19 protein-coding genes, 1 tRNA gene and 1 pseudogene are annotated in these 21912 nt (G+C 71.8%); 11 read left to right on the top strand and 10 right to left on the bottom strand.

The window, feature by feature from the left end:
* Window positions 1-335: 335 nt before the first annotated feature.
* Window positions 336-803 (bottom strand): annotated as a pseudogene (locus tag ITJ68_RS17845) (DUF6264 family protein); the annotation flags it as partial.
* The gene (locus tag ITJ68_RS17840) at window positions 793-1665 is read right to left on the bottom strand and encodes an HpcH/HpaI aldolase/citrate lyase family protein (protein WP_194663335.1); all 873 of its coding nucleotides are present in this window, start codon (window positions 1663-1665) and stop codon (window positions 793-795) included. The pseudogene ITJ68_RS17845 and the gene ITJ68_RS17840, both read right to left, overlap by 11 nt.
* A 132-nt stretch (window positions 1666-1797) precedes the next feature.
* On the opposite strand from ITJ68_RS17840, the gene ITJ68_RS17835 reads away from it, so the two are divergent.
* Both ITJ68_RS17835 and ITJ68_RS17830 read left to right on the top strand, forming a co-directional pair.
* The gene (locus ITJ68_RS17835; protein ID WP_323743369.1) at window positions 1798-5664 is read left to right on the top strand and encodes an AAA family ATPase; all 3867 of its coding nucleotides are present in this window, start codon (window positions 1798-1800) and stop codon (window positions 5662-5664) included.
* 366 nt (window positions 5665-6030) lie between these two features.
* Window positions 6031-6621 (top strand): CDP-alcohol phosphatidyltransferase family protein, encoded by a 591-nt coding sequence (locus ITJ68_RS17830; RefSeq protein ID WP_194663333.1) that lies wholly within the window; start codon window positions 6031-6033, stop codon window positions 6619-6621.
* A gap of 212 nt (window positions 6622-6833) precedes the next feature.
* Here ITJ68_RS17830 and mscL read toward each other — a convergent pair whose 3' ends face one another.
* The 3 genes from mscL to ITJ68_RS17815 form a co-directional block, all read right to left on the bottom strand.
* Complete coding sequence (gene mscL / locus ITJ68_RS17825; RefSeq protein WP_194663331.1) at window positions 6834-7334, bottom strand: large conductance mechanosensitive channel protein MscL; 501 nt, start codon at window positions 7332-7334, stop codon at window positions 6834-6836.
* A gap of 74 nt (window positions 7335-7408) precedes the next feature.
* Entirely contained in the window at window positions 7409-7777 is a 369-nt protein-coding gene (locus tag ITJ68_RS17820) for an FmdB family zinc ribbon protein (RefSeq protein ID WP_194663329.1), read from the bottom strand.
* A gap of 2 nt (window positions 7778-7779) precedes the next feature.
* Window positions 7780-8364 carry a 5-formyltetrahydrofolate cyclo-ligase gene (locus ITJ68_RS17815; protein ID WP_194663327.1) on the bottom strand — a complete coding sequence of 195 codons (585 nt, stop codon included), beginning with the start codon at window positions 8362-8364 and terminating at the stop codon, window positions 7780-7782.
* Between the two features lie 126 nt (window positions 8365-8490).
* Between ITJ68_RS17815 and galU the strand changes: the two genes are divergently transcribed.
* From galU to ITJ68_RS17785, 6 genes are all read left to right on the top strand, one after another.
* Window positions 8491-9381, top strand: coding sequence for a UTP--glucose-1-phosphate uridylyltransferase GalU (galU, locus tag ITJ68_RS17810; protein ID WP_194663325.1), 891 nt, complete (start codon window positions 8491-8493; stop codon window positions 9379-9381).
* Between the two features lie 88 nt (window positions 9382-9469).
* Entirely contained in the window at window positions 9470-10132 is a 663-nt protein-coding gene (locus tag ITJ68_RS17805; RefSeq protein WP_194663323.1) for a GNAT family N-acetyltransferase, read from the top strand.
* A 127-nt stretch (window positions 10133-10259) separates the two neighbouring features.
* Window positions 10260-11327: a hypothetical protein gene (locus ITJ68_RS17800; RefSeq protein WP_194663322.1), complete on the top strand. Its 1068-nt coding sequence runs from the start codon at window positions 10260-10262 to the stop codon at window positions 11325-11327.
* 73 nt (window positions 11328-11400) lie between these two features.
* A tRNA-Ala gene (locus tag ITJ68_RS17795) sits at window positions 11401-11476 on the top strand.
* Window positions 11477-11634: 158 nt separating this feature from the next.
* A complete protein-coding gene (locus ITJ68_RS17790) occupies window positions 11635-12057 on the top strand; it encodes a VOC family protein (protein WP_194663320.1) in 423 nt (140 codons plus the stop codon).
* Between the two features lie 53 nt (window positions 12058-12110).
* Window positions 12111-13202 (top strand): amidase domain-containing protein, encoded by a 1092-nt coding sequence (locus ITJ68_RS17785; protein WP_194663318.1) that lies wholly within the window; start codon window positions 12111-12113, stop codon window positions 13200-13202.
* Window positions 13203-13405: 203 nt separating this feature from the next.
* On the opposite strand, the gene ITJ68_RS17780 is transcribed toward ITJ68_RS17785, so the two are convergent.
* From ITJ68_RS17780 to ITJ68_RS19255, 4 genes are all read right to left on the bottom strand, one after another.
* The gene (locus ITJ68_RS17780; RefSeq protein WP_194663316.1) at window positions 13406-14635 is read right to left on the bottom strand and encodes a hypothetical protein; all 1230 of its coding nucleotides are present in this window, start codon (window positions 14633-14635) and stop codon (window positions 13406-13408) included.
* 138 nt (window positions 14636-14773) lie between these two features.
* Window positions 14774-16630, bottom strand: coding sequence for a glycoside hydrolase family 2 protein (locus ITJ68_RS17775; protein WP_194663314.1), 1857 nt, complete (start codon window positions 16628-16630; stop codon window positions 14774-14776).
* A 139-nt stretch (window positions 16631-16769) separates the two neighbouring features.
* Entirely contained in the window at window positions 16770-17225 is a 456-nt protein-coding gene (locus ITJ68_RS17770) for a MaoC/PaaZ C-terminal domain-containing protein (protein ID WP_323743368.1), read from the bottom strand.
* A gap of 4 nt (window positions 17226-17229) precedes the next feature.
* Window positions 17230-18792 (bottom strand): CHAD domain-containing protein, encoded by a 1563-nt coding sequence (locus tag ITJ68_RS19255; RefSeq protein WP_228506045.1) that lies wholly within the window; start codon window positions 18790-18792, stop codon window positions 17230-17232.
* Between the two features lie 129 nt (window positions 18793-18921).
* Here ITJ68_RS19255 and ITJ68_RS17765 point away from each other — a divergent pair, with 129 nt between their 5' ends.
* Window positions 18922-20205: a maltokinase N-terminal cap-like domain-containing protein gene (locus ITJ68_RS17765; RefSeq protein WP_194663310.1), complete on the top strand. Its 1284-nt coding sequence runs from the start codon at window positions 18922-18924 to the stop codon at window positions 20203-20205.
* Between the two features lie 90 nt (window positions 20206-20295).
* Here ITJ68_RS17765 and ITJ68_RS17760 read toward each other — a convergent pair whose 3' ends face one another.
* On the bottom strand, window positions 20296-20667 hold the full coding sequence (locus tag ITJ68_RS17760) for a DUF1844 domain-containing protein (protein ID WP_194663307.1): 372 nt from the start codon (window positions 20665-20667) through the stop codon (window positions 20296-20298).
* Between the two features lie 274 nt (window positions 20668-20941).
* Here ITJ68_RS17760 and infC point away from each other — a divergent pair, with 274 nt between their 5' ends.
* On the top strand, window positions 20942-21637 hold the full coding sequence (infC, locus tag ITJ68_RS17755) for a translation initiation factor IF-3 (protein ID WP_194663304.1): 696 nt from the start codon (window positions 20942-20944) through the stop codon (window positions 21635-21637).
* A gap of 62 nt (window positions 21638-21699) precedes the next feature.
* Window positions 21700-21894, top strand: coding sequence for a 50S ribosomal protein L35 (gene rpmI / locus ITJ68_RS17750; RefSeq protein WP_071273122.1), 195 nt, complete (start codon window positions 21700-21702; stop codon window positions 21892-21894).
* Window positions 21895-21912 lie beyond the last annotated feature (18 nt).

Below are 21912 nucleotides of genomic sequence, written 5' to 3'. Positions count from 1 at the left end.
GCGCTGTGCCGCGCGGCGGGGTTCAGGAACGGGTCGCGCGTGGTCCGCACCCACCGGCCTGGAGGCTCGTGGCGGCCCGGCACCGAGCCTCCCGTCCGGTGGGTGGCCGGGTCCAGGGCCCGCAGCCTGCGTCCGCATCGTGCGACGCCGCACGTGTCGTTCGACGTCCGTCGTGTCGGATCATGCGGCCGGATGTGCGGCGTGTGCGTGGTCCGACATCGCAGCAGTCGTTCGACCGGTGCGGTGTCCACCAGTGCGTCTGCATGCTGCGACAACTCCGAGGTCGTCCGACAGCGACGGTGTCGTTCCGAGTCGGGCGACCCGACCGACCCCGCTCAGGCGACGCTGCTGCTCGACCCCGTCGCCGCGCCGTCGTCGGACGCATCGACGAACATGACCGCGCCGACCGTGATGCACACGATCGCGAGCACGAAGCCGACCGCCGCGATCCACCACGACGTCCGCCGCCGCACCCAGGCACCGACAGACAGCACGACCGTGGCGACGCCGATCACGAACGCCCCGCCGACCGCGATCGCCGCGCCGCCGAACCAGCCACCGGGGGTGCACCCGGCAGCCGCGTCGCACGACGCCGTGGCCGAGGCGATCGCGACGACCGCCACGATCGCTGTGACGACCGTCAGCAGTGCCCCGAACACCAGCAGCAGCACGGTGGAGATCCGGTCCGCGAGCTTGCCGGGCGGGAAGAGCGTCGAGCCACCGCGAGCCCAGGCGGCGGCTGCGTCGTCGGGACGGTGGGCGGGGTCGGGTGCTGACCAGGTCATCGTGTCCTCAGCGTGCTTCGACGCCGAAGGCCTCGGCGAGTCGTTGGATCTTCTGGGCGCGCCCGAGCCTCGGCAGGTCGGAGCCGTCGCGGATGACGCGGCCGCGGGCCTCGAAGTCGTCGAGGAAGTCCTGCGCCCACGCCACGTCGGTCGGGGTGGGGGAGATGACCTCGTTGATCACGGGCAGCTGCTCGGTGTCCAGGCAGAGCTTGCCGGTGAGGCCGAGCGACACCGCCACCTGCGACTGCTCGCGGAGGATCGGGTGTGACGAACCCACCGTGGGGCCGTCGATGGGCCCCGGGAGGTCGCCCACGCGGGACGCGACGACGAGCCGCGACCGCGGGTAGGCCATCGCCAGGGTGTCGGCCGAGGTGCCGGTGTCGCGGCGGTAGTCACCGCTGCCGAACGCCAGGCGGAACGCCCCCTGCGCCTTGGCGATCGACACGGACTCCTCGATGCCCACGGCGGACTCGACCAGGGCGATCACGGGGGTGTGCCCGCCGAGCCGGTGCCACGTGTCGGTGACCTGAGCCGGGCTCTCGGTCTTCGCGAGCATCACGCCCTGCAGCCCGGGCAGGCCGCGCAGCTCCTCGACGTCGTCCTCCCAGAAGTCGGTCGTGACGTCGTTGATCCGCACCCAGGCGTCACCGCCGCCCGTGAGCCACTCGGCCACGGTGGACCGGGCCGCGGGCTTCGCGGCGGGGTCGACGGCGTCCTCGATGTCGAGGATCACCTGGTCGGCGCGGGACCGGACCGAACTGTCGAAGCGCTCGGACGCGGTGCCCGAGACGAGCAGCCACGAGCGCGAGATCTCGGCGGGGACCGATCGACGCCGGGACGGAGCGGTGGTGGGCGGGGCGGGTCGGTCGTCGATGGCCATGCCACGTTGGTACCACAGACGACGCCGCCGGAACCTGTCCAGGACCCCGCCGATCTTGCCGAAACCACGGTTCATTGCCGGAGTGGTGCCGCGGTTCCGCTTACAGTGGGCGTTGTGTGGCGTGCGGACAGGGTGACCGACGGCGAGGACGACGTGAACGACGTCCCCGTCACGGGTTCCGACGCGCCCGGGGGCCAGGCGCACGACGACCACCGCGACGATCAGGACGACACGACGAGCACTCCGGACGCCACCACCGGCGCAGACATCGAGCACGACGGCGACGACCTGGGCCGGTCCCTCCAGCCCGAACTCCAGGTGACGAGCCCGCACGCGATCTCCCTCGGCGACCCGCGGCTCACCGCGACGAACGCCGCCGAGCCCGTCTGGGACGCCTGGCGCGAGCAGCTCGCGGGCGTCGGCGGCGCCAGCCCCCTCGTGCACTTCGCGGACCACCCCCGCGCCAGGATCGAGCTCTCGACGACCCACCCCGGTGGCCTCGCGCAGTTCATCACCGGCAAGACCACCCTGCTCTCGAGCCTGATCCGCGACGAGGTCGCCCTGCGCGCGGCCCGCATCGCCGCCGGGCACGTCGAGGCCAAGGGCACCGAGCTCGCCACCGTCCGCGGCATCGACGCCGTGAACCTCGGCATCGGCATGGCCGACTGGAAGCACGCCGACGAGCAGTTCCGCGGCCCGGTGCTCCTGCGTCCGCTGGCCATCCGCCGCCACGGCCGCGACTTCGAGGTCCGCCTGCTCGGCGAACCCGTGCTCAACCCGGCGCTCGCCGACGCCCTCCGCGAGCAGTTCGGCGTGACGCTCGATGCCCAGTCCTTCGTCGCGCTCGCGCAGCAGGACGGCTCCTTCACCCCGAACCCCGTGATCGACCGCCTCCGCGGGCTCACGGCGCACATCCCCGGCTTCTCCGTCCACGCCCGGCTCGTCGTGTCGACGTTCGCCGAGGTCGCGGTCGGCCTGGTCGAGGACACGAAGGACCTGTCCCACCCGGTGCTCGACGCCCTCGCCGGCAACCCGAGCGCCAAGTGGCAGGTCGAGCAGTCGTACCACCCGGTCGAGCAGACCCCGTCGGACGAGCGCAGCCCCGACACGGACACGCTCCTCCTCGACGCCGACGACGAGCAGGAGAACGTGATCGCACAGATCACGGCCGGCAACTCGATCGTCGTGAAGACCCTGCCCGGCACCGGCGGCACGCAGACCATCGTGAACGCGCTCGGCGGCCTCGTCGCCGCGAACAAGCGCGTCCTCGTGGTCAGCCCGCGCCGTGCGACCCTGCGCGGGATCGCCGCCCGCTTCGGCGAGGTCCAGCTGCCGGGCGTCGCGGTCACCCCCGCGACCCTCCGCCGTGACGTCGTCCGCGCGATCGCCCGCAACGAGAAGGCGACCCGGCCGAACCTCCGCGAGGTCGACGACGCCCTGGTCCGGCTCCGCAAGGTCCTCACCGACTACCGCGGTGCCCTGAGTCGCACCGATGCCGACTTCGGCGTCAGCGTGCTCGACTGCCTCGTCGAGCTGTCCCGGCTCTCGCTCCTGCCCGTGCCGCCGTCGACGACCGCCCGACTGTCGAAGCAGTCCGTCAGCGCCATGGTGACCGGCCGGTCCCGCGTCGCCGAGACGATGGTCAGCGCCGCGAACCTCGGCGAGTTCCGCTACGGCCCGGACGACTCGCCCTGGTACGGCGCGAAGTTCTCCTCGAGCGACGGTGCCCAGCGTGCGCACCGCATCGCGAAGGAACTGCACGGCGGGTCCCTGCCGACGCTGCTCCAGCGCGCGCACGAGCTCATCGCGACGACCCGGATGCGCCAGTTCACGACGATCAACGAGCTCGGCATCTACCTCCGCCTGCTCACCGAGATCCGTGACACGCTCGACCGCTTCCTGCCCGTCGTGTTCGACCGCTCCGTGTCCGAGCTCGTCGCCGCCACCGCCCCGCGCGGCGAGGGCGCTCCGATGTCGAGCACCAACCGTCGCCGGCTCAAGAAGCTCGCGCGCGAGTACGTCCGACCGGGCGTGCACGTGTCCGACCTGCACGAGGCCCTGACCCGCGTGCAGCAGCAGCGCGTCCTGTGGCAGCGCTACGTCGCCGCCGGCGTCGCCCCCGAGGTGCCCACGGGCATCGCCGACGTGCAGGTGCTCTACTCGAACGTCACCGAGGACCTCGCGCGCCTCGACGAGCCGCTCGGCCGCAGCAGCCGCGACGAGCAGCTCGCGAACGTGCCCGTCGACCAGCTCCTGCCGTACATCGGCACCCTCGCCGAGGAGTCCGACGTCCTGCACAACCTGCAGGAGCGCACCGAGCTCATGCAGACCCTGCGCGACCTGCAGCTCGAGCCCCTCATCACCGACCTCGCGAACCGCCACGTGCCGGACACCCAGGTGCCCGCCGAGCTCGAGCTCGCCTGGTGGCAGTCCGCGCTGGAGACCATGCTCGAGTCCGACCGGGCACTGCTCGGCGCGAACACCGACATGCTCGACCGGGTCGAGGCCGACTTCCGCCTCGTCGACGACGCGCACGCGGCCGGCGTCTCGCAGGGCCTCGCGTGGCAGCTCGCCGAGAACTGGAAGGTCGGCCTCGTCGACTGGCCGGAAGAGGCGGCAGCGCTGAAGTCCCAGCTCAAGGACGGCGCGATCACCTCGCGGCTCCTGCAGGACTCCGCCCCGCACCTGTCCCGGTCGATCGCCCCGGTGTGGCTCGCATCGCCGTACGAGGTCCCGCACATCGCCGACACGATGCCGTTCGACACGGTCATCCTGGTCGACGCCGGCGCCGTGACCATCGCCGAGACGGTCGACGCCGTGCGCCGTGCCCGCCAGACCGTCGTCTTCGGTGACCCGGTCACGCAGACACCCTCGCCGTTCCGCATCGCCGTGGACCCCGCGCACCGCGCACTCCAGGTGGACGAGGAGACGCTCGACGCCCTGCACGCCGACTCCGCGCTCGCCAAGCTCTCGACGCTCCTGCCGACCCTGTCGCTGACGCGGTCGTACCGCGCCGGCGGCGAGGACCTCGCCGAGCTGGTCAACCGTCGCTTCTACGGCGGCCGGATCGAGTCGCTGCCCTGGGCGGGCTCGTTCCTCGGGCACGGGTCCATCGCCCTCGACTACGTCAGCGAGGGCAAGGCCGTGCCGGACCCGGAGTCCGGCGCCGTGGAGAGCGTCGACGCCGAGGTGGACCGCGTGGTCCGGCTCGTCATCGACCACGCCCGCACCCGTCCGACCGAGTCGCTCATGGTCATCACCGCGTCGGCGAAGCACGCCGTGCGCGTCGAGCAGGCCGTGCTCACCGCGGCGCAGGGCCACAAGGACCTGACCGAGTTCGTCATCGGCGATCGTGCCGAGCCGTTCATCGTCGCCACGCTCGAGCAGTCCGTGGCCCAGAGCCGCGACCGCGTCGTGTTCTCCATCGGCTACGGTCGCACGCCCCACGGCCGGGTCCTCCGCGACTTCGGTCCGCTCGGCAAGCCGGGCGGCGTGCGCCTGCTCGCGGTCGCCATGACCCGTGCCCGCCGCTCGATGGTGATCGTCACGTGCTTCCAGCCGTCCGACATCGAGGCCGAACGCATGGGCCACGGCACCGTCGCCCTCGCTGAGATCCTGGCCGAGGTCCGCGCCCGCACCACCGCCGAGTACGTGCCGGACGACTCCGACCCGCTGCTCGTCGACCTGGCCCGCCGGCTCGAGATGCGCGGCATCCCGGTCGCGCTCGGACACCGCGGCAAGCTCGGCCTGGTCGCCGCGCACGGCGGGGTCTGCGTCACGATCGAGACCGACGCGTCGCTGGTCAAGGGGTCGCTGCGCGAGTCGCTGCGACTCCGGCCCGAGGTGCTCCGTCGACTCGGCTGGCACTACGTGCGCGTGCACGCGTTCCAGCTGTTCTCCGACCCGGACCGCGTGGCGAACACCGTCGCGGCCGTGCTCGGCGTGGACCGTGGGGCGACGCAGGAGATCTCCATACCACCGATCCCCGCCCGCCGATGAGCAGGCAGGATCTCGGTCCCCGCGTGCCCACGACGGGCCCCGCCCGCCGATGAGCAGGCGGGCCTCCCGGCCCACCGGTCCGGTCACGCCGGACACGGACCACCTGGTCGGGACGTGGACGCGAGCCGACGACGCGACGGTCGTCGAGCCTCCCGTCGGTCCTGCAGTCACCACGGAACGGGGAGGAGGCTCGGCTCGGCCGAGCAGACGCGTCACCACCCAGCCGGTGCCGGGCTCCGACCCGGCTCCCGCACCGGAGCCGGAGCGGCACGCCTCGGGCGAGAACGACGCCCGCCTGCTCGGGGACCGGCCTCCACACTGGTGATGGGTACGCTGGGGACCTCAGAACCCGATCGAAAGCACCCGATGACCGACGCCGCACAGCGGACCCGCCCCGACTGGCAGACCTGGCCGAACCTCATCACGCTCATTCGGTTCCTGCTCATCCCCGTCTTCGTGACCCTGGTCGTCCAGGACCACCCCGGGTGGGCGCTCGTCTCGCTGGTGGTGCTCGGTGTCTCGGACTGGGCGGACGGCTTCATCGCGCGGAAGTTCAACCAGACGTCCAAGCTCGGCAAGGCCCTCGACCCCGTCGCGGACCGCCTGGCGATCATCGCGATCGTGCTGTCGCTCGTGCTCGTCGGGCTGCTGCCGTGGATCGTCGTCGTCGTCATCGTGGTCGTCGACGCCGTGCTCGCCCTGCTGTCGAGCGTGTGGTTCAACGGCGACCCCGACCTCGACGTGTCCTGGACGGGCAAGATCCGGTCGGCACTGCTGTTCGTGGGGCTGCCGGTGCTGCTGTTCTCGTCGACGTCGTGGGCGTCGGAGCACTCCTGGATCCGGGTCACGGCGCTCGTCTTCGTGTGGCTCGGCACCGCCGGACACGTCGTCGCCGGTACCCAGTACGTGATGGCCCTCGTGGCGAAGCGCCGGCGCGAGCGGTCGGTCGCCGCGTAGCCCACGCTGTCGGCCGGCCGCGGGTCTGGGCTGCAGAACACCGGCGTCTTGCGTTCGCGCCGCAGTTGTCCGCGGCGCCCCTGTCGCAAGACACCGGTGTCGTGCATTCGCGCCGCGGTTGTCCGCGGCGCGTCTGCAGAACACCGGTGTCTCGCGGCAGCACGTCCCCGCGGAACACCGGTGTCGTGCGACAGCCGACTGCGTCGCCCGGGCTACAGCTTCGTGGAGCCGCCGATGCCGGGGCCCTGGGGTGCGGTGCTCGGCGCGACGTGGGCACCCGAGCCGGTGTTCGACGGCTCCCCGTTCTGCGTGCGGAGCAGGTCGCGGATCTCGAGCAGCACCTCGACGTCGGTCGGCGGGACGTCCTGCGGCGTCTGCTCGATGTCGTTCTTCACCCGTTCGAAGGCGACCTTCTTGAGGTGGTTCACCGGCACGACGAGTGCGAAGTAGACGACCGCGGCGACGATGAGGAAGTTGATCACCGCGCCGATGACCGCCCCGAACAGGATCGAGGCGTGGCCGCCGGACACCGTCGGGATCTTCCAGACGAGCGCCTCGTCCAGGCTCGACGCGTTGAACACCGCACCGATCAGTGGGTTGATCAGGGCGCTGACGATGGTGGTGACGATCGCGGTGAACGCGGCACCGATCACCACGGCGACGGCCAGGTCGATCACGTTGCCGCGGAGCAGGAACTCCTTGAAGCCCTTCATGCGGGACTCCTTCCGGGTCGAGGACGGCCGCCGGTCGGCGACACCCTCAACCTATCGGCGCGGCGGAGACCCGGTCAGGACGCGGACGAGCCGGACGACGACGAGCCGGACGAGGAGGAGCCGGACGAGGACGAGCCCGACGAGGAGGAGCCAGACGACGACGACCCCGACGACGACCCGGACGCGGGCTTGGCCGCAGCCGGCTTGGCGTCCGACGACGACGACCCCGACGAGGACAATGACCCCGACCCCTCGCCCTTCGGCGTCGGCCGCGAGTCGGTCCGGTAGAAGCCGCCACCGTTGAACGTCACACCCACGGGGGAGAACACCTTGCGGAGCACCCCGCCACACGTGGGGCACTCGGTGAGCGTGGCGTCGGAGAAGGACTGCTTGATGTCGAACGCGGTGCCGCACTCGGTGCAGCGGTACGAGTAGGTGGGCACGTCTAACTCCGGAACGTGATGATGCGTGACGGCGTGATGATGCCGTCGACGGGTTCGTCGTGGGGTTCGCGCGGGACCTCGTCGAGGTACTCGGCGTCGAAGATCACAGCATAGACGGGCGGACGGTTCGCCATGGACCCGAGGGTCTTGTCGTAGTAGCCGCGTCCCCAGCCCATCCGGACGCCGTCGTGCCCGACCGCCGCGGCCGGGGCGAGGATCGCGTCGACGTCGTTGATCGCCAGCGGGGAGAGCACCTCGCCGACGACCTCCGGCATGCCGAACAGGCCCTCGGTCTCGGAGGACCCGTCGCCGACCGCCCAGTCGAGCAGGCCGTCCTCGCGGGTGACGGGGAGGAGCACCCGGATGCCGTGCTCGAACGCCCAGTTCAGGAACGGTCGGACGTTCGGTTCGTCCGACGCCGACAGGTACAGCGCGACGGACCGGACCTGCCGCTCCTCAGCGAACCGCTGCAGGGTCGCGGTGAGTGCGGCGGTGTCGGTGTCCCGCTCGGTGGTGGTCCTGGTGCGTCGCCGCTGCCGGAGCTCGGCCCGCAGCGCGCGCTTCTCGTTGCCGAGATCGGGGATCATGCGCAGGAGTCTAACGACCGCGGTGCGAGCGGGTCGGTGCGGGAACCCGCCAGACCTCCGCGCAAAGCCCGTGTCCTCCGTTCCGGCGACATGACCCCGCAACCCCCATCGGATACGGTCATCGACATGGGCTTCCAGATTTCCAAGGCGGTGATCCCAGCTGCAGGGCTGGGCACTCGCTTCCTCCCCGCGACCAAGGCGATGCCGAAGGAGATGCTCCCCGTCGTCGACAAGCCAGCCATCCAGTACGTGGTGGAAGAGGCAGTCGACGCCGGTCTCACCGACGTGCTGATGATCACCGGGCGCAACAAGAACGCGCTCGAGAACCACTTCGACCACGTGTCGGAGCTCGAGGAGACCCTCCGCAAGAAGGGCGACCACGAGAAGCTCCAGAAGGTCAACCAGTCGACCGACCTCGCCGACATGCACTACGTCCGACAGGGCGACCCGCTCGGCCTCGGCCACGCGGTGCTCCGCGCCAAGATGCACGTCGGTCGTGAACCCTTCGCCGTCCTCCTCGGCGACGACATCATCGACGCCCGTGACCCGCTGCTCAAGCGCATGATCGAGGTCCAGGGCCAGAAGAACGCCACCGTCGTGGCCCTCCTCGAGGTCCCGGAGTCGCAGACCCACCTCTACGGCATCGCCACGGTCGAGCCGACCGACACCGACGACGTCGTGAAGATCACGGGCCTCGTCGAGAAGCCGGCACAGGGCGAGGCGCCCTCGAACCTGGCCATCATCGGCCGCTACGTCATCCGTCCCGAGGTCTTCGACGTCCTCGAGAAGCAGGAGCCGGGCAAGGGCGGCGAGATCCAGCTCACCGACGCGCTCATGAAGATGGCGAGCGCCGAGGAGTGGACCGGCGGCGTGTACGGCGTCGTCTTCCGTGGACGCCGGTACGACACGGGTGACAAACTCGACTACATCAAGGCGATCGTGCAGCTCGCCTCGGACCGCGCGGACCTCGGCCCCGACCTCAAGTCGTGGCTCAAGGAGTTCAACGCGGGCGAATGAGTCGACCCATCCCGTGCGGGCCCGGTGCAGCCGGACCCGCACGGGACACCCGTCCCGGTGACCGCCGGGGCACCGGAGGAACCGCCCGATGACGACCATCCCGACCCTGTCCCACGGACGGGTCACCATCCGCCCCCTCCGGCTCCGCGACTCGCGTGACCTCGACGTGGCCCTCGCGACGAACCGCTCCTGGCTCAGCACCTGGGAGGCGACCAACCCGTCCGGGCACGTCTCCACCGACGTCCGCGGCAGCATCCGAGCGCTCCAGGCCAACGCCCGCGCGGGACTCGGACTGCCCTTCGCGATGGAGCTCGACGGCCGCTTCGTCGGGCAGCTCAACGTCTCCGGTGTCAGCTACGGCTCGCTCGCCAGTGCGTCCATCGGGTACTGGGTGGTCGAGGGCGCAGCGGGTCACAACGTCACGCCGATCGCCGTCGCCCTGGCGACCGACCACTGCTTCCGCAACGTCGGCATCCACCGTCTCGAGATCTGCATCCGCCCGGAGAACGCCCCGTCGCTCCGCGTCGTCGAGAAGCTCGGGTTCCGGTACGAGGGCCTCCGCCGTCGCTACATCCACATCAACGGTGACTGGCGCGACCACTTCTGCTTCGCCCTCGTCGCGGAAGAGGTGCGCGAGGGCGTCCTCGAACGCTGGGTCGGCGGGCACGTCCCGCCCGGTGTCGGCAGCGTTCCGCTCGCGGCCCGCGACGAGGCCGCCGCCCCGATCGACACGGGTCGTCGCTACCACTGAGGTCCGCCACGTGGTGCGTGGGTCCGGCCGGGAGGCTCGCCCCGCCTCCCGTGGATCTGCTCGCGACTCGCGCAACACACGTCCCCCAATCACGGGTGCGGTGAACGGCCACCCCTAGCCTTCCCCCATGGGATTCGGGTCATGGGGCGGCGGCATCGTCCTGCTGGTCGCGGCGGTGCTGTGGCTCGTGTACCTGATGCCGTCCTGGGCCGCACGGCGTGAGTACCTCGCCACCGAGCGGAACGCCATCCGCCTGCAGCAGACCCTCCGCATCCTCGCGCAGACGGCCGAGCTGCCGGACGAGGTGCGCATCGAGATGAACGCGAAGTCCCTCGCCGAGGCGCAGAAGGTCGCCAAGTCGGAAGAAGCCAAGCGCGCCGCGATCGTCCGCGCGCACGAAGCTGCGCGGCAGCGCGAGATCACCCGTCGACTGGCCGAACAGGCCCCTGCGCTCGAGAAGGCGTCCTCCGTGCCAGCACTCACCGCCATGCGCATGCGTCGCTCCCGACTCGGCGCGACCCTGCTCGGCACCCTCGGCCTCGTCGTGGCGCTCGTCGTCCTCGTCGCCGCCCCCTCGGCCTGGCTCATCGCCGTCGCCGGCATCGTCGCCGCCGGTGGCTCGGCGGTCGTCCTCGCCCAGCTGCACCAGGTGGCCCAGGCGCGGAAGACCCGTGCCGCGGCGTCCGCGCCGGACGCCAGCCGAGCCTCCCGGCCGGCCAGCGCGTGGACGGACCCGGCGCCGCCGCTGCGGACGGAGACCGTTGCCGAGCCGTCCGAGACCGACCGCAGCTGGACGCCGGCACGCGTGCCGAAGCCCCTCTACGTGGAGAAGCCCGCCGCTCCCGCCGCCGCGCCGGAGTCGTCGGCCGAGCTCGCTGCTCGGCTGAAGGAGCGCGTCGCGGCCGCCAAGGCCGAGGCGGACGCCGAGGTCGCCGCGATCCGGGCCGGACAGATGGACCCGTCGCTCGCGACCGTGTCGCGGATGCGTCCCGACGTCGACGAGGCGGCCACGGCCCTGTCGGCGCACGACCAGGGCACGCTCGCGGAGCGGCTCGGGCTGCGGGCCACGCCGGACCCCACCGCACCGGTCGCCCAGACGCCGCCGAGCAAGTGGGCCGGCATGGGGGTCATCGGGGACGACGCCTACGAACAGGCCGACCTCGACGCGATCATGCGGCGCCGTCGCGCGGTCTGACCGACGGCACGCCCGAGGGCCGCGGACCGATTTCGGTTCCGCTCCACGACGGTGCTAGTGTGGTCGAGCACTTGGGGCTATGGCGCAGTTGGTAGCGCGTCTCGTTCGCAATGAGAAGGTCAGGGGTTCGAATCCCCTTAGCTCCACCACGTGACAGAACGGCCCGGAACCCCACGGTTCCGGGCCGTTCTGCTGTCCGGCGGTGATGCTGTGAGGTGACGTCACATCGTTGCGGCGCGCCCCCGCCCGTGCCACGCTGACGCTGAGCACCGGGCAGTGTCGCCCGGGCGGACAGAGGAGTCCCGCCATGACCTCGCACCTGAGCCCCTACCTGGGCTTCCGCGACGACGCCCGCCAGGCGATGGAGTTCTACCAGTCGGTGTTCGGCGGTGAACTGAGCCTCGGCACCTTCGGCGAGATGCACGCCTCCGACGACCCGGCCGAGGTCGACAAGATCATGCACGGCCAGCTGGTGACGCCGAACGGGTTCCTGCTCATGGGGTCCGACACCCCGAACGGCATGGAGCGCTCGTCGACGAGCAACATCTCGCTGTCGGTGTCCGGTGACGACGCCGAGGACCTCCGCCGGTTCTTCGCGGCGCTGTCCGAGGGCGGCACGGTCATCGAGCCGCTGACCGTCGCGCCGTGGGGTGACGAGTTCGGCATGCTGACCGACCGGTTCGGCGTGACCTGGATGGTGAACGTCACCGGTGCCAGCGCCGCGGTCTGAGCGCCCGCGCGTCCCGTCGTCTGTCGGAGGGCGTCCCGTACGCTGACGGGGTCATGACTTCCTCGTTCACACGTCGTTCGCTCCTGTCCCTCGCGGGTGTCGCCGGCATCGGCTTCGTCGCCGCGGCCTGCTCGTCGGACGCCCCGAAGGGCTCCGGCGCCTCCACGGCTGGAGCGGGTGGGTCGCGTGCGGCGGGTCAGGCGTCCGGCGCGGCCTCGGGTTCGGCTGCTGCCTCCGGTTCGGCTGCGGGCTCCGGCTCGGGCGCGGCCACCGCGAAGGCCCTCACGCCCGCGCAGGTCCCGCTGACCGGCGGCGTCACGGTCACGGTGACCGGTGCCGGGCTCGCCGCGGTCCGTGGTGTGACCGTCGGCGGTGTCCCCGCGCGTGACGTCAAGGCCACCGCCACGACGGTGACCTTCACCGCCCCGCACCAGGCGATGTACACGGCGGGCGACGCGGACGTCGCGCTCTTCGCCGACGCGATCGCCCCGGTGGCCTCGGCGAACCAGAGCTCGGACGGCAACGGCAGCGCGGCGAACGACGGGCAGAGCGGCGCGACCCAGAGCGACGCCGCGACGACCACGCCGGCAGCACCGCCCACGCCCGACGCGTCCGCCGCCCTCGCGACGACGACGCTCGCGTACGCCACGCTCACCGCGGTCGACCGCCAGCTCGAGTACGCGATGCGGCACTGGAAGGACTACAACCTCGCCGAGTACGGCACCATGAACCCGATCGGCGGCGACTGCGCGAACTACGTCAACCAGACGCTCGTCGCCCGGGGCTGGAAGCAGCGCGACGACTGGTACAACCGCTCCGGCGGCGCCGCGCACTCGGCCACGTGGACGTACTGCCCGACGATGGACCCGTGGCTCGACGCCAACGCTGCCACGTTCGGCCTCACCCGGCGCTCCCTGGACGAGCGGGACAAGGTGAGGGTCGGGGACATCGTCTTCTTCGACTGGAACCACAACGACTCCCCGGACCACACCACCATCGTGTCCGAGGTCTTCACCGAGCCCGACGGCACCGTCCGCATCAAGTCGGCCAGCCACAACCAGGACGGCCCCTACCGCGACCTCGACGAGATGATCACGCTGCAGCACCCGGGCGGCACCGCCTGGTTCCACACGTTCGACGCCTAGCGCGACCCCGCTCGCGAGCGTCCTGGCCCCTGTTGCCGGCGCCGATCGACACCGCACCACCAATGTCGGCTCGCGCCGCTGACGTCCATGGTTCGAGGCGATCCCGGTTGTGCGATGCCACCTCGCGCTCCGACCGCTGCTCGCCGCCGCCGCCGCCCGCCGCCCGCTCGATCCGCGCTTTCGCGTGCCGCGAGCCGCGAGCCTCAGGGGAACCCGAGGAACCAGAGCAGCACGACGGCCACCGGCTGCAGCCCCACCCCGACGAGCAGCCACGTCACCGCCCGTCGCCGCGTCCGGACGAACACGTCCGACCCGAGGAGCGGCGCCATCGGCATGAGCAACCGCGGCAGGCTCTGCTGCGGCAGGAACACCGCGACCAGGTAGAGCGCGTACGCCCCGGCGAACCCGACGACCTCCGGACCGAGGGCCCGGACGTCCCGCCGCCGGAAGAACCACACCGCTCCTGCCAGGACCGCCACGACGAGCACGATGCCGATCGGCCCGAGCCACCTTCCCGCCATCAGGAACCACGGCGTCATCGGCGTGAAGTGCGGTCGGCCGACGAACCCCACCCACCACGACAGCTCCGTCGCCAGGTAGGCGTCCGACCGACCCGTCACCGCCCCGGCGACCACCGGCCACGCGAGCCCGGCCGCGGCGACGACGAGGCCCGCGCCGACGATCGCCACCCGCTCGCGCCACGGGAAGCCCCCGGCGTCCCGACCGGCACGCACCCAGGCGACCCACCGCACGACCAGGTGCACCGCGAGGGCGACCGCGAGCGCCAGGACCCCGGGCTTCGTGAACGCCGCGACCGTCCCGAGCACCGCGACGAGCCAGTACCGCCGCCGCACCAGCGCCAGCAGGCCACCGAAGAGCAGCAGCAGCACGGTGCTCTCCGCGTAGGCGACCTGCAGCAGGAACCCCGTCGGCCCGAACGCGAACAGCGCCGTCGCCCAGCGCGCACGGTGCGAACAGCCGACGGCGAGCACCAGGCGGTACAGCAGCACGCAGGCACCGGCTCCCGCGAGGGTCGCGACGACGACACCGGCGACCCAGAACGACCCGCCGGTCACGGCCATCACCGCGCGGACGAGGGCCGGGAACACCGGCAGGAACGCCCACGGGTTGGGCAGCACGTTGCCGTCCCCGTCCGTCGGCAGCGTCCGTGGGTACCCGTGCTCGGCGATGGTCCGGTAGAAGGACGCGTCCCACGAGCCGGAGAAGGTGGCGAAGGACGGGTCGCGCCGGTACGACGCGAAGTCCCACCCGTTCTCCGTCGCGACCACGAACATCGTCACCAGCAGCGCCGTGCTGACGATCCGGGAGCCGAGCCAGATCACGAGCGGCGCGGTCCACCCGCTGTGTCGTCCCGTCAGCAGTGTCCGCAGGAGCGGCCGGGAGGACCGGGTCGTCTCCGCCACGCTCGTCACCCGCACGATCCTCGCAGACCGGGGCCGCTGTCCGGTCCGCGACCACCACGAGCGGGCACGGAGGCGTCGATGGAGCAGCAATGGTCGGGTCCAGTTCGTGGACCCGACCATTCCTGCTCCCTGGGGCGGCCCTCCCGGCTAGTGCCCGGTGACCGCGCGCCGGATCTGCTCGATCGGGACCTTCGGGGTGCGGTCGGCGTTCAGCAGGCCGTTGGTCTCCTGCATCGTGTCCGTCAGCTGCGTGTAGCAGGACCCGGCGAGGAACGAGCTCGCGCGGATCGCGTCGTAGAGCGCGGTGATGCGGGTGATCCAGTCGTCGCCGTCGGTGGCCGAGGTGTAGCCCCAGGCGTCCTCGCGCTTCGACCCGGGCTGGTAGTTGACGCCCCCGAACTCGGTCAGCATCACCGGCTGGCCGAGGTCCTCCGCCCCGCCGACGAGCACGCGCCGGTCGGCCGGGCCCATGCCGTGGAACAGCTCGGTGCGCGCGGCGTCGTCGGCGTAGGTGGCCGCGAGTCGGGTGCCGTCGCCCTCGTAGTCGTGGACGGTGATGATGTCGGAGTCGGGGTGCTCCCACCCGTCGTTGGAGATGACCGGACGGGTGGGGTCGATCGCTCGTGTCACGTCGGCGAGTGACCGGGCGTAGGCCTGCTGCGCCGGGTCCGTGGCGATGTGCTGCACGCCCCAGCTCTCGTTCGCGGGGACCCAGGTGACGATCGAGGGGTGCGAGGCGTCGCGCTCGACGGCGTCCATCCACTCCCGCATCAGCCGCTGGACCGCGCGCGGGGAGAACTCGTAGGCGCCGGGCGCCTCGCCCCAGACCAGCAGCCCGAGGCGGTCGGCCCAGTACAGGAACCGCGGGTCCTCGATCTTCTGGTGGTTCCGGGCCGCGTTGAAGCCGAGCTCCTTGATGAGCTCGACCTCACGGCGCAGGGCCTCGCGCGACGGGGCCGCGAGGTGCGAGTCCGGCCAGTAGCCCTGGTTGAGGACACTGCGGACGTCGTGGCTGCGCCCGTTGAGCAGGAACGCGCCGCCGTCGATCCCGACCGTGCGGACGCCGAAGTACGACGCCACGGTGTCGATCGGCTCACCGTCGCGGGAGAGCAGGGCGACGGTGGCGTCGACCAGGCGGGGGTGCTCTGGCGACCAGTGCAGTTCGTCCTCGGCCTGCCCGTTCGCCTGGCGGGTGAGGGGCACGAGGACGTCGAACTCGGTGGCGGTGTCGCCGACGGTGGACTCGATCGTCGCGAGGTGCTCGTCGTGCTCGTCCCAGCGGGCCTCGACGCGCAGCCGCTCCCCACCGGTCCGGACCCCGGCGAAGCGGACCGTCAGTCGGAGCGTCGCGTGGTCGACGTTCGTCCAACGGAGGTACGCGATGGACGCGCTCGGGACGGCCTCGAGCCAGACGGTCTGCCAGATGCCGGTGGTGCGGCGGTACCAGATGGTGTGCGGGTCCTCGTGCCAGTCCTGCTTGCCGCGGGGCTGCGTCAGGTCGTGCGGGTCGTCCTCCGCGCGGACGACCAGGGTGTGCTCGGCGTCGGGGTCCGTGCCGAGGGCGTCGGTGACGTCGAAGGCGAAGGGCGTGTGACCGCCCTCGTGCTCGCCGATGAACTGGCCGTCGATCCAGACCCGCGCGCGGTGGTCGACCGCGCCGAAGTGCAGCACGAGCCGGGGCGCGGCGTCGCCGAGGCCGGCGGCGTCGAGGTCTGCTCGGGTGAGCGTGCGGGAGTACCAGACGACGGGGTGGAAGCCGGGCTCGTCGATGCCCGACGCCACGGACTCGGGCGGGAACGGCACGGTGATGTCCCGCGCGTCGGGGAAGCCCGATCGCCAGGCGCTGTCGTCGCCCTGGTTCCGGAACGACCACGTCCCGTCGAGGTCGGCCCAGTGCTCGCGGAGCATCTGGGGCCGGGGGTACGAGCCGTCCTGCTGCGTGGCGAGGGGGAGGCCTGCTGATGCGCTGGTGGGTGCGGCGACGGTGCCGTCGAGCGTGCTCATGCACCCATGCTGACGCATTAGTACATCGTTGTAAACCGTGATGCGAGCCGTCAGGAGGACGATCCGCACATCGTCACGCGCCGATCGGCTGCACCGGCACCGGCACCGGCACCGGCACCAGGCTCGGCCCGGGCTCGCGTCAGCTGATCGCAGCGGCGCGCGTCAGGACCATGACGTCCATGCGCCCCTGCTGGACGACCTCGTCGTGCTGGTTGCGGAGCGTGACCATGCGCTCGACGATGCCGGTCGTGCCCGAACTGGTCAGGCGGGTCGACAGGATCTCGACCTGACACGTGACGGTGTCCCCGATGAAGACCGGAGCCGTGAATCGCCACTGGTCGATCCCGAGCAGCGCAACCGCGGAGCCCTCGAACACACCGGTCCGGGCGATGAGCCCCACGCAGAGCGAGGCGCCGAGCATCCCGTGCACGATCCGCTGGCCGTACCGGGTGCGCGCGGCGAACTCGACGTCCGTGTGCACCTGGTTGTTGTCGTTCGTCCACGAGGCGAACGACACCACGTCGGCCTCGGTGATCGTCCGACCAGGGGTCGTGAAGGTCTGTCCGGCGGCGAGGTCCTCGAGGTAGTGCGGCACGCACTCATCCTCGCAGAGCGGCGCCGAGCCCGGTGAGCAGCCGGCGGCCCTCGGCGACCTGCCGCTCGACGACCAGGCGCTCGGTCGTCGCGAGCACCCCGAGCACGAACGCGCCGGAGTCGGACCCCGCACCCGTACCCGCACGCCTACCCGTACCCGCATCGCGCGCCGCGGCCGAGCGGTAGGCGTCGGCAGCGTGCGCGGCGTCGAGGGCGTCCCCGAGCGTGTCCTGCACCCGCCGCAGCCGTCCGAGTCGCCGCTTCCCGACGTCTGCCGTGTCACCGGCGGCCTGCAGCGCGTACCGCAGGCGGCGCGCTCCCTTCCGCTGTCCGTGCAGCACTGCGAGGTCCTCGTCGCCGGCACCCGCACCCGTGACGGAGTCCTCGATCAGCGCCAGGACCCGCCGACGCTCGCGCCGGATGCGCTTCGCCACGAAGACGGTGGCGGCGTCGGTGGCGTGCTGCCCCGGGGGAGCGGTCTCGACCAGGTCGTCCAGAGCATCGAGCGCCGCGAACCACACAGCGGAGCTCATCACCCGCCGGAGCTCGGCCGCCGTCGTCCTGCGGTGGTCCTCGAACTGCGCACCGAGCCGGTCGAGCGTGTCGGCGTCGACGTAGCCCTGCGGTGCCCGCGACGCCGAGCGGAGCAGCCGGTCGCGGAGCACCTCGGCGTCCCGTGCTGTGCCGGCCACCCCGCTGACCTCGGCCAACCGACCGCGGAGCTGCTCGGTGGCGTCCCGGTCGAGCGCCCCACGGAACACCGCCAACACGCTGCGCAGACGGCGCAGCACCTTCCGCAGGTCGTGCACGGCCTCCCGCTCGTCGGCCCGCACCCGTGGGTCGATCGTGACGAGCTCGGCGCGGAGGTCCGCCACCACCCCGCGCACGAACGCCGCCGCCGTGCCCGGACGGGGTCGTCGGGCCGTGTCCACCGCCGGACGACGGACAGGCGCCAGTCGCGGGACGGGGTCGTTCGGTCCGCGGCCGGGGTCCTCGGCCGCGTCGAGGAGTGCCCGCTCGACCGCTCGGGAGACGGAGCCCGGGTCCCCGTCGTCCGTCAGCGCCCACCACCGCGCGCTGCGGAGCAGTGCCGTGTCCGGGTCGCCCTCGTCCACGCGCACGTCGGCGACCTCGGCTCGGACCCGGCCGTCCTTGCCACGCAGGACCACGAGCGTGGTCGCGGTGTCCCGGACCCGGACGACCTGCAGGGGCTGCCCGCGCAGGAACACCTCGACGGCGTCCCGCGGCGGCCTCGGTTCGCCCCCGCTGTCCGACGGCAGCGGCACCGGCCCGTCCCCGCGGTCGATCGACCAGGCGCCATCCCCACCCGCCGCCGTGCCCCCGCCCGCCGGCCCCTCCGCCCGCAGGAGCTCGACGCCCGCGAACGCCAGGGTCCGTCCCGCCGTGTCCCACAGGGTCTCGCGGACCGTGAGGGGTGGCGTCCGCTCGACGGCGTGGGCGTAGGGCTCGAGCGCGGGGAGTCGCCGGTCGTCGGGGATGCGCCAGGACCGCCGGGGCTCGGCGAGTGCTCCGGCGGTGGTGTCGCTGGGTGCGTTCTGCGTGTCCATGGCGACAGTGTCGTCCGCCGCGACTCGGTCGGCACCGGGGGAGTCGCAGCCTGTGGAGAGCGAGACGGTGGGCACGCGTTGTGGAGGACCTGTGACGGCCGGTGCCGCCGTCGCGTAGCGTCCTGAGGCATGACCGACGTCGCACAGTGGATGGCTCAGCAGCGCTGGTACGCGGCGAAGGGTGGTGTCCCCGACCTCCGCACGATCGCCGAGATCGACGAGACCACCGACGAAGCGCGGGTGACCACGCGGTTCGTCATCGACGACGCCGCCACCGGAGCGGTGCTCTACCAGGTGCCCGTCACCGAGCACAGCGCACCCGTCCCCGAACTCGAGTCCGCGCGCATCGACCCCGAGGGCACGCAGTACGACGGCCCCCACGACCCGGCCTACGCGCGCTGGCTCCTCGGGCGCATCGACGCCGGCGAGGAGTCCCTGCGACCCATCGGCCGCGTCACGAGCGCCCGCGTGCTGCGCGGCGAACAGTCCAACACCTCCGTCATCTGCGAGACCGAGGACAACGGCACCGTCATCGTCAAGGTGTTCCGCGTGCTCCACCACGGCGACAACCCGGACGTCACGACCCAGCAGGCGCTCTCGGCAGCCGGGTCCGCGCGGGTCCCGAAGGTCTTCGGCGCACTGCACGGCGAGTGGCCCGACACCGGGCGCGACGACGGCATCGCGAGCGGACACCTCGCCTTCGCCCAGGAGTTCCTGCCCGGTCTCGACGACGCCTGGCGCGTCGCGCTCGACGACGCCCGCCGTGGCGACTCGTTCGCGGCCGGGGCCGACCGGCTCGGTGCCGCGCTCGCCGAGATCCACGTGACACTCGCGGGCGTGATGCCGACGGTGCCCGCCACCCCGGACCGCGTCGCCGCCGCGATCGAGACCATGCGCAGCCGCCTCGACACCGCCGCCGCCGAGGTCCCCGCGATCGCCGAGCACGCCGACGCCGTCCGCGCCGTCTACGAGCGCGCCGCGGCGGTCGAGTGGCCGGCACTCCAGCGCATCCACGGCGACCTGCACCTCGGCCAGGTGCTCTCGGCACCGGAGCCCCGCGGATGGGTCTTCCTCGACTTCGAGGGCGAGCCCCTGCGCCCGCTCGACGAACGCTCGCTGCCCGACGTGCCCCTGCGCGACGTCGCCGGCATGCTCCGCTCGTTCGACTACGTCGCCGGCGCTCTCGCGCACGACGACGACCCGGTGGACGCAGCCGACTGGGCCCGCGAGGCCCGCGCCGCCTTCCTCGACGGCTACCAGCGCGGGATCGGCGCCGACCTGAGCGCACACCACGCCGTGCTCGACGCGTTCGAGGTCGACAAGGCCGTCTACGAGGTGGTCTACGAAGCGCGCAACCGGCCGACCTGGGTCGGCATCCCGGTGGCAGCGGTGGAGCGCCTGGTCGCGTCCTGAGGGCGCTGGTCGCGACACCGTGACGGACGGGAGGCGCGGTGCCCGCTGGCCCCGCGCCGCCCCTCCGTCATCTGGTGACGTCCCGACCCGTCAGTTGACGGGACCGGTGTACTTCTCGCCGGGGCCGGCTCCCGGCGCGTCCGGGATGGCGGACGCCTCGCGGAACGCGAGCTGCACCGAGCGCAGACCGTCGCGCAGCGGACGGGCGTGGTGGTCGCCGATCTCGGTCGCGGCCGCGGTGACCAGGCCGGCCAGGGCGGTGATGAGCTTGCGCGCCTCGTCCAGGTCGGTCTGCTGCTGCGGGTCGTCCGCGAGCCCGACCTTCACGGCTGCGGCGCTGAGCAGGTGCACGGCCACGGTGTTGATGAGCTCGACCGCGGGGACCTCTGCGATGTCGCGGGCGGCGTCGATGTCGTCGATGGAGGCCTCGGTGGCGAGGTCGTTGGGCGGGGTGTCGGTCACGGTGCTCCTCTGCTAGACTCTCCGCGGCAGATGCTGTCCGCGTGCCCGGTGCGTTCTCGAACGAACCGGACCTGCAGATCGCATCACGAAGAGGAGTCACTCCCACCCGCGGCCACGAACCACCAGGCTACCGGGTCACCACCGCTCCACCGGAGTCCATGCAGCCACTGCACGGGCACCGGCAGTCCGGATCACTGATCCGGAGTCGGGCGGCTGCCGAACGGGTCGTGTACCCGTGCGTCAGATCTCCTCTCTCGTGCCGTCGTCCAGGCGAATGTCCTGGACGGCCACCACCAGATTGAAGGAGCTCCGCATCACCGATCCCCGTACCAACGACCGAATCCGCGTCCCCGAAGTCCGCCTCGTCGGACCCCAGGGCGAGCAGGTCGGCGTTGTCCCCATCGCCGTTGCACTGCGCCTCGCGCAGGAAGCCGAGCTGGATCTGGTCGAGGTCGCGCCGAACTCGAAGCCGCCCGTGGCCAAGATCATGGACTACGGCAAGTTCAAGTACGAAGCCGCTCAGAAGGCCAAGGAAGCCCGCCGCAACCAGGTCAACACCGACCTGAAAGAGGTCCGCTTCCGCCTGAAGATCGACGTGCACGACTACGAGACGAAGCGCAAGCGCGCCGAGGGCTTCCTCCTCGGTGGCGACAAGGTGAAGGCGATGATCCTCTTCCGTGGCCGCGAGCAGTCGCGTCCGGAGCAGGGTGTCCGACTGCTGCACAAGTTCGCCGAGGAGATCGCCGAGTTCGGCGTCGTCGAGTCGCGGCCCACGCAGGACGGCCGCAACATGACGATGATCATCGCGCCGCTCAAGAACAAGTCCGACGTCAAGGGCGAGCAGAACGCCAAGCGTGCAGCCGAGAAGGCCGAGCGCCGCGCGACGGAGCACGCCACGAAGACCAAGTCGGACGACGAAGCCCCGGCTGCGTCGCAGGAGACGGCCCAGGCCGAGTCCACGACTGAATAGGTCCCCCCAGACCGACCCCGCAACGACGCGGTCCCCCATCCATCCCACGGAAAGGCACCACCATGCCCAAGCAGAAGACCCACTCCGGGTCGAAGAAGCGCTTCAAGGTCACCGGTACCGGCAAGATCATGAAGCAGCAGGCCGGTATGCGTCACAACCTCGAGGTCAAGTCCTCCAAGCGCAAGGCGCGCCTGAACGAGGACCAGGTCCTCTCGAAGGCCGACGCCAAGAACGTCAAGAAGCTCCTCGGCCACTGAGCCGCCCCGGATCGTAAA

This window comes from Curtobacterium sp. VKM Ac-1395 (assembly GCF_015350975.1).
Lineage (GTDB): Bacteria > Actinomycetota > Actinomycetes > Actinomycetales > Microbacteriaceae > Curtobacterium.
Note: the sequence above shows the minus strand (reverse complement) of the source record. Positions and strands in the feature narration are given on the sequence as shown.